The following is a 6,695-nucleotide window of genomic DNA, read 5'->3' on the forward strand; positions in this document are numbered from 1 at the left end:
CACCGCGCCGGGGTTTTTCTGTGGCCCGTGGGTGTGCTTCACTGCACGTCATGGATGACCTTGCCTGGCACCTGGCGCAGACCGCCCGTAACCTGAAACTGGCCGATCAGGTCCCCGCAGAGGCGGAGCCGGGGGCGCTGATGGCGCTGGCCCGCACTGTGCTGGAGGAACTCGTCGCGCGCGGGCTGTTGCCGGACCCGGCCCCCGAAGTGGGGTGCTGGAGTGCGGCCCGTTCAGGCCTTCACTGAACCGCAGAAAAACGCCGCCCCGAGGAAGGGCGGCGATTCATCTCCTGGGGGTCAGGCCTGCACGCGGGGGGTACTGGGGATGTTGGCGGCCGGGGTGGCCCCCTGGCGGCTGCCGGCGGCGTAGCCGACCTGGGCGCCGAACTGCCAGGCGAGTTTGATCATGAACTGGATGGCATCCTCGTCGTGCTGCGCGATGAGTTGACGCAGGTGCTCGGGCAGACCTTCAGGAAGCGGCATGGCGCCGAGCTGCTCCCCGTACTCGCTGCGGAGCTGCTCGAACCACTCGGCGTAGGGGTTCGTCATGCCCACCATCTTAACACTGGTGCGCTCAAGGAATGTAAGCGGGAGCCCGCCGCCACAGGGCGTGTTCAGGCTGGACACTTTGCTTTCCAGGCACCTTTTTCTTTCCTGAATCGGAGTACGCTTCACACATGACCGCGACCACCACCCCCGAAATCAGCGGCGGCGTGCCCGCCCGTGACATCAGCATCAGCGAGTTCGGCGCTCAGAAGGCCCTCGGTATCCTCGCGAACAGCGGCAAGGAGAACGCTGGCGTGCGCGTGTTCATCAAGAGCGGCGGCTGCAGCGGCTACCAGTACGGCATGGCCATCGACGACCGTGAACTCGAAGGTGACCTGATCGTCGTGGACCGTGGCGTGAAGCTGCTCGTGGACCGCATGAGCCTGCCCCTGCTGCGCGGCAGCGAGGTGGACTTCGTGGAGAACATGATGGGCGGCGGCTTCACCGTGCATAACCCCAACGCCACCTCTGCCTGCGGCTGCGGGTCTTCCTTCCGCACGGACGGCGCCCAGTCCCCGGAGGGTGAGGGCTCCGGCGGCTGCGGCAGCCACTGACCTTCCCCAAGATGAAGACGCCGGTCACCGTTCAGGTGGCCGGTTTTTTGTCGTGTCAATCCCCCATTGCGCGTGACAGTTGGGTGAATCGATACCTTGACGGTCTTCATCTGACCCGTATACTGCCTGCATCATCTACATCCGGGCTGCAGGACCTGCCCAGTCAGTACACGGAGGCTCCATGAAGAAGACCCTTGCCCTCACTGCATTCCTGCTCGGCGCGGCCCTGGCGGGCCCGGCCAACAACAGCCTGGTCATCGGCACCTCACAGGAGCCGCCGAACATCTACGATCCCTGGAACACCAACAACCTCGCCATCACCAGCGAGATCAACGGCTACATGGGCGCCGGCCTGACCTATCAGGACGACGACGGCGTCACCAAAGCCGACATCGCCACGCGCGTGCCCACCCTGGCCAACGGCGACTACAAGGTCGTCAAGGACGCCAAGGGCGACGTGATCCGTAACAGCGTGACCTACACCATCCGCAAGGACGCCAAGTGGAGTGACGGCACGCCCATCAAGATTGCCGACTTCCAGTTCTGGCTGAAACTGGAAAACGACGACCGCGTGCCCGTCCCCGACCGTGATCCCTGGAACCGCGCCAAGATCACCGCGAACGACGCCGATACCTTCACGATCACCTTCGAGCCGCCCTACCTGTTCGCCGATCAGGTCAGCCCCGGCCTGGCGCCCAGCCACATCATGAGTGCGGCCTGGAACGCGTTCGACGCCAAGACGAAGAACGAGAAGGACGCCAAGGTCACGAACGAGGAGTGGAAGAAGTTCATCTCGTCGTTCACCACCGCCCGCAACCTGCCCAAGGTCGTGGCCGGGCCGTTCAAACCCACCGCGTGGCGCACCGGCAACAGCCTGACCATGACCCGCAACCCGGTGTACTGGAACCAGCCCAAGAACCCCGAGAACTACCTGCAGACCGTCACGTACCGCTTCATCCCGAACACGAACACCCTGAAGGTGAACATCCTGTCCGGTCAGCTCGACGCCGTCAGCGCCGTGGGCCTCACCTTCGACCAGGGCACCGATCTGGCCCGCAACGAACGCAACAAGTACAAGACGTACTTCGTGCCCGGCGCGGTGTGGGAGCACATCGACATCAACGCCCGCGGGCAGCGTGCCAAGGACCTCGACCTCGACGATCCGCGTATGCGTCAGGCGCTGCTGTACTCCATCGACCGCGACGCGCTCGTCAAGGCGCTCTTCCAGGGCAAGCAGCCCGTGTCCAACAGCTGGATCGGCCCGGTCAGCAAGCTGTACAAGAAAGACGTCACGGATTACAACCTGAACGTCGCCAAGGCCAAGCAGCTGTTCGCGGCGCTCGGCTGGACGCCCGGCAGCGACGGCATCCTCCAGAAGAGCGGCAAGAAACTCAGCCTGAACTTCTCCACCACCGCCGGCAACAGCACCCGCGAGCGCGTGCAGCAGATCCTCCAGGCGCAGTGGAAGGCCGTGGGCGTGCAGGTGAACATCCAGAACTACCCCGCCAGCGTCGTGTTCGGCCCGGACTTCCTGAGCAAGGGCGAGAGCGGCAAGTGGGACATGGCCATGTACGCCTGGACGAACAACCCCGTGTTCGAGGAAGGCAACCTCTGGAAAAGCGAGGGCATCCCCACCGCCGCCAACGGCTACTCCGGCCAGAACAACCCCGGATGGAACAACGCCGAGTACGACAAGCTGTACAAGCAGGCCAAGGTGGAATTCAACCAGGCCGACCGCATCAAGCTCTTCGACCGCATGCAGGCCATCTGGAACAGCGAGGTGCCCTCCCTGCCCCTGTACTTCCGCGTGAACGTGTACACCAAGGTGCCCGGCCTCGTGAACTACACCTTCAGCGCCATCACCCAGTACCCCAGCTGGAACGCCGCGAATATCGGCTGGGCCAGCAAGGGTGCCGCCGAGGAGTACAAGCAGAAGTGACCGCCTCACCGCGCGCCGCCTGAAGTGGGGCGCGCGGCGGGCAGGGGGAGGGCAGGCGCAGTCGGGCCGCCTTCCCCCTGCGCCTTGCTTCAGGAGTTCGACATGGGAACCTACGCATTACGCCGCGTCATTCAGATGATCCCGCTGCTGCTGGTGATCAGCCTGCTGATCTTCGCGCTGACCGCCCTGCAACCCGGTGACCCAGTGGATCAGCTCGTGTTCGGGAACAGCAACATCACCCCCGAGGACATCGCCCGCCTGAAGGCGGCGTACGGTCTGGATCAGCCGTGGATCACGCGGTACTTCTTCTGGCTCAAACAGGCCATGACCGGGAATTTCGGGTTCTCGCAGGACTTCGGGGTGCCCGCGCTGGACTTCGTGTTCCAGAGCCGCCTGCCGAACACCCTGCTCCTGACCGTTCCGGCGCTGGTCATCAGCACGCTGATCGCCGTACCGCTGGGTATCTTCAGCGCGGTGCGGCAGTACTCGGCACTGGATTACGTCCTGACGTTCGGTGCGTTCCTGGCGGTCAGCGCCCCGGTGTTCTGGGTGGGGGCTCTCGCGCTGTACTTCTTCGCGGTGTACCTCCCCGGCGCGACCGGTGGGGCGCTGTCTCTCCCGCCCGGCGGTCTGGGCAGCCCGGACCTGCCGGCCGACGCGAGCGCCTGGGCGGTCTTCGCCGACAAGCTGAAGTACCTGCTGCTGCCCATGATGATCCTGATGCTGCGCGAGATCGCCGTGACGCTGCGCTTCATGCGCGCGAACATGCTCGAGACCCTCACGCAGGATTACGTGCGCACCGCGCGGGCCAAGGGCCTCGCGGACCGCCGGGTGCTGTACAAGCACGCGCTGCGTAACGCCGTGACCCCCATCGTGACCCTGCTGGGCCTGAGCATCCCCGGCCTATTCGGCGGGGCCGTGATCACCGAGACGGTGTTCTCCTGGCCCGGGATGGGCAAGGCCATCCTGGACGCGCTGGTCAGCAAGGACTTCAACGTGGTCATGGTCTGCCTGATGATGCTGGCCGTCCTGACCGTGGTCTTCCAGCTCCTGACCGACCTCGCCTACGCCATTGTCGACCCCCGGATCCGGTACGCCTGATGACCACCCTGCCCGCACCTGCCGCCCCCGCCAAGAGCCGCTCGACCATGCAGATCGCCCTGCGGCGCCTGCGCCGGCACAAGGCCGCCATGCTCAGCCTGATCGTGATCGCCGCCCTCGTGCTGATGGCGATCTTCGCGCCCCTCATCGCTCCGTACGACCCCAACGCGCAGGACCTGAACGGCATCTACGCGCCGCCGGGCGCGCAGCACGTACTGGGTCAGGACAGCCTGGGCCGCGACCTGCTCTCGCGCATCATCTACGGCAGCCGCGTGAGCCTGATCGTGGGCTTCACCGTGGCGCTGTTCAGCGTCGCGCTCGGCACCGTGATGGGGCTCCTGGCGGGCTTCCTGGGCCGCTGGATAGACACGACCATCAGCCGCTTCATCGAGATCATGCTGTCCATTCCGGAACTGCCCCTCCAGCTCACCCTCAGCGGCCTGTTCGCCGTGAGTGACGTCCCGGCCATCGCGGCGCTGCGCCAGAACCCGAACTCCAGCGTGTTCATCATCGTCGGGATCTTCACCTTCTTCGGCTGGATGGGCACGGCCCGGCTGGTGCGCGGCGAGGTGCTGAAACTCAAGAACCTGGAGTACGTGGACGCCGCGCGCGCCCTGGGCGCAAACAGTCCCCGCATCATGTTCCGCCACCTCGTGCCGAACGTGGTCGCCGTGATCATCGTGAACGGCACGCTGGCCGTCGGCGGCGCGATTCTCGGTGAGGCCGCGCTGTCCTTCCTGGGCTTCGGTATCCAGCCGCCCGTGAGCACCTGGGGCAACATGCTCTCGAACGCGAACGAGGTCGTGCTGGAACACCCCTTCATCGCGGTGTACCCGGGCCTGGCGATCCTGCTCACCGTGCTGGCCTTCAACTTCCTGGGGGACGGCCTGCGCGACGCCTTCGATCCCAAGAGCCGCCTGTAACGTCCGGTTCGCTGCGCTGGCTCCCGCTCCGGCGGGGGTTTTCCATGTGCGGCGCTTCAGGTCGCGTATCCTACAGGCGTGATCGTGCTCGGGATTGACCCTGGACTTGCGAACCTCGGCCTGGGGCTGGTGGAGGGTGACGTGCGCAAGGCCCGCCACCTGTACCACGTGTGCCTGACCACCGAGAGCGCCTGGATCATGCCGCGCCGCCTCCAGTACATCCACGAGGAGGTCAGCCGCCTGCTGGCCGAGTACCGCCCGGACGCCGTGGCGATCGAGGATCAGATCCTGCGCAAGCAGGCGGACGTGGCCTTCAAGGTGGGGCAGGCGTTCGGCGTGGTGCAGCTGGCCTGCGCGCAGGCGGGCGTGCCGGTGCACACCTACGGTCCCATGCAGGTCAAGCGCTCGCTGGTGGGTACAGGCCGCGCCGAGAAGGAACAGGTCATCTACATGGTCAAGGCGACCCTGGGCGTGCGCGAACTGTTCAACAACCACGCGGCGGACGCACTGGCTCTGGCGCTGACACATCTCGCGAGTGCGCCCCTGCAGGCCCGCGCGGCTGGACTGGCCCTGCGCTGACCGGCATGAAACGGATTCCGTCTGTTTCGTTGACAACCCGGGACTTCACCGGGGCGCCAATTTCACCCCCCCACCCCGGTTCACTCCCACGCCGCCGGTCAGCTCTGCGAGGCGCGTCGGCTCGGATGGAACGGTTCATGCATACCCGTCAAGCGGAATCCGGATGACCCTGATCCTCGCGCTGCTGCTGTCGGTCACCTTGACCTTCGCGTGGCTGTGGTTCTTCGTGCGGCGCGACCGGCATCCGGAACCGCTGTGGCTGCTGGCCCGCACGTTCGCGTGGGGCATGCTCGCCTGGGTGATCTCGGCGGCCCTGGAATCCAGCCTGGGGCACCTGATCGTGTCGCCCCTCCCGCTGGTGGCGGCGCTGGTCGTGCTGCTCACCGCGCTGATCGAGGAGGGGTTCAAGTTCGTGGCGGCCATGACCGCCATCACGGAACTGTCGTTCGACGAACCGATGGACGGCCTGATCTACGCGGTGACGGCCGCGCTGGGCTTCGCGTTCATGGAGAACGTCACGTACACCCTGGGCTTCGGGACGGGTGCCGGGGCTTGGCACGCGGTGCTGGCGACCCTGGCGCACGCGCTGTTCAGTGCCCCGCAGGGCTACGCGCTGGGCGGCCTGCACTGGCAGCAGGGGAGGGCCTGGGTGGTGCAGGGCCTGCTCATCAGCGTGGCGCTGCACGCCGTGTTCAACGGCCTGCTGGGGGGCGGTGGGGGCTGGCTGCACCTGCTGCTGCTGGGCGCGGTCGTGCTGATGATGGTGGGCCTCGCCACCCGCTACTACCTGGCGTTCGAGGCGCACGCGCGCGAGCACGGCCCCAGCGAGTACTTCCTGTTCGAGCAGGCGCAGCGCCGCCGCTAGGCGCCGTCCTCTACAGCGTGTCGTGCCCGGTCTGCCCCGGGACCCAGTGCTGTCCGTCCTCGTCCCCCTCGTGCTTCCAGACCGGGACGTGCACCTTCAGGTACTCGATGATGTCGTCGCAGGCTTCCAGTGCGGCGCGCCGGTGCGGGCTGGCCACGCCGATCAGGATGCTGGCCTCGCCGGGGA

9 protein-coding genes (1 of these 9 running past the window's edge) are annotated in these 6,695 nt (G+C 66.3%); 7 read left to right on the plus strand and 2 right to left on the minus strand.

All coding sequences use genetic code 11. The features are described from left to right. Positions 1-50: 50 nt before the first annotated feature. The gene (locus AUC44_RS01885) at positions 51-248 is read left to right on the plus strand and encodes a hypothetical protein (RefSeq protein WP_062157145.1); all 198 of its coding nucleotides are present in this window, start codon (positions 51-53) and stop codon (positions 246-248) included. Positions 249-299: 51 nt separating this feature from the next. Here AUC44_RS01885 and AUC44_RS01890 read toward each other — a convergent pair whose 3' ends face one another. Further along, entirely contained in the window at positions 300-551 is a 252-nt protein-coding gene (locus tag AUC44_RS01890; RefSeq protein WP_062159630.1) for a hypothetical protein, read from the minus strand. 128 nt (positions 552-679) lie between these two features. Here AUC44_RS01890 and AUC44_RS01895 point away from each other — a divergent pair, with 128 nt between their 5' ends. The 6 genes from AUC44_RS01895 to AUC44_RS01920 all read left to right on the plus strand — a co-directional run bounded on the left by AUC44_RS01895 (position 680) and on the right by AUC44_RS01920 (position 6,509). Continuing rightward, positions 680-1,102 (plus strand): HesB/IscA family protein, encoded by a 423-nt coding sequence (locus AUC44_RS01895; RefSeq protein WP_062157146.1) that lies wholly within the window; start codon positions 680-682, stop codon positions 1,100-1,102. 181 nt (positions 1,103-1,283) lie between these two features. Continuing rightward, entirely contained in the window at positions 1,284-3,041 is a 1,758-nt protein-coding gene (locus AUC44_RS01900; protein ID WP_062157147.1) for a peptide ABC transporter substrate-binding protein, read from the plus strand. Between the two features lie 102 nt (positions 3,042-3,143). After that, complete coding sequence (locus AUC44_RS01905) at positions 3,144-4,142, plus strand: ABC transporter permease (protein WP_062159631.1); 999 nt, start codon at positions 3,144-3,146, stop codon at positions 4,140-4,142. Beyond that, a complete protein-coding gene (locus AUC44_RS01910; protein WP_062157148.1) occupies positions 4,142-5,065 on the plus strand; it encodes an ABC transporter permease in 924 nt (307 codons plus the stop codon). Before AUC44_RS01905 ends, AUC44_RS01910 begins: the two co-directional genes overlap by 1 nt. 78 nt (positions 5,066-5,143) lie before the next feature. Continuing rightward, complete coding sequence (gene ruvC, locus AUC44_RS01915) at positions 5,144-5,644, plus strand: crossover junction endodeoxyribonuclease RuvC (protein WP_062157149.1); 501 nt, start codon at positions 5,144-5,146, stop codon at positions 5,642-5,644. Between the two features lie 163 nt (positions 5,645-5,807). Beyond that, entirely contained in the window at positions 5,808-6,509 is a 702-nt protein-coding gene (locus tag AUC44_RS01920) for a PrsW family intramembrane metalloprotease (protein ID WP_062157150.1), read from the plus strand. A gap of 10 nt (positions 6,510-6,519) precedes the next feature. Here AUC44_RS01920 and moaD read toward each other — a convergent pair whose 3' ends face one another. Next, positions 6,520-6,695: the end of a molybdopterin converting factor subunit 1 gene (gene moaD, locus AUC44_RS01925; RefSeq protein ID WP_062157151.1), read on the minus strand. The gene runs 511 nt beyond the window's last position; only the last 176 of its 687 coding nucleotides appear in the window; the start codon falls outside the window, past its right edge — the gene reads right to left on this strand; its stop codon occupies positions 6,520-6,522.

Origin of the sequence: Deinococcus actinosclerus (genome assembly GCF_001507665.1) — a bacterium.
GTDB classification, from domain to species: Bacteria; Deinococcota; Deinococci; order Deinococcales; family Deinococcaceae; genus Deinococcus; species Deinococcus actinosclerus.

Coding starts and splice junctions, on each gene's coding strand:
- AUC44_RS01885 (WP_062157145.1), top strand. CDS start 51: ATGGATGACCTTGCCTGGCACCTGGCGCAGACCGCCCGTAACCTGAAA.
- AUC44_RS01890 (WP_062159630.1), bottom strand. CDS start 551: ATGACGAACCCCTACGCCGAGTGGTTCGAGCAGCTCCGCAGCGAGTAC.
- AUC44_RS01895 (WP_062157146.1), top strand. CDS start 680: ATGACCGCGACCACCACCCCCGAAATCAGCGGCGGCGTGCCCGCCCGT.
- AUC44_RS01900 (WP_062157147.1), top strand. CDS start 1,284: ATGAAGAAGACCCTTGCCCTCACTGCATTCCTGCTCGGCGCGGCCCTG.
- AUC44_RS01905 (WP_062159631.1), top strand. CDS start 3,144: ATGGGAACCTACGCATTACGCCGCGTCATTCAGATGATCCCGCTGCTG.
- AUC44_RS01910 (WP_062157148.1), top strand. CDS start 4,142: ATGACCACCCTGCCCGCACCTGCCGCCCCCGCCAAGAGCCGCTCGACC.
- AUC44_RS01920 (WP_062157150.1), top strand. CDS start 5,808: ATGACCCTGATCCTCGCGCTGCTGCTGTCGGTCACCTTGACCTTCGCG.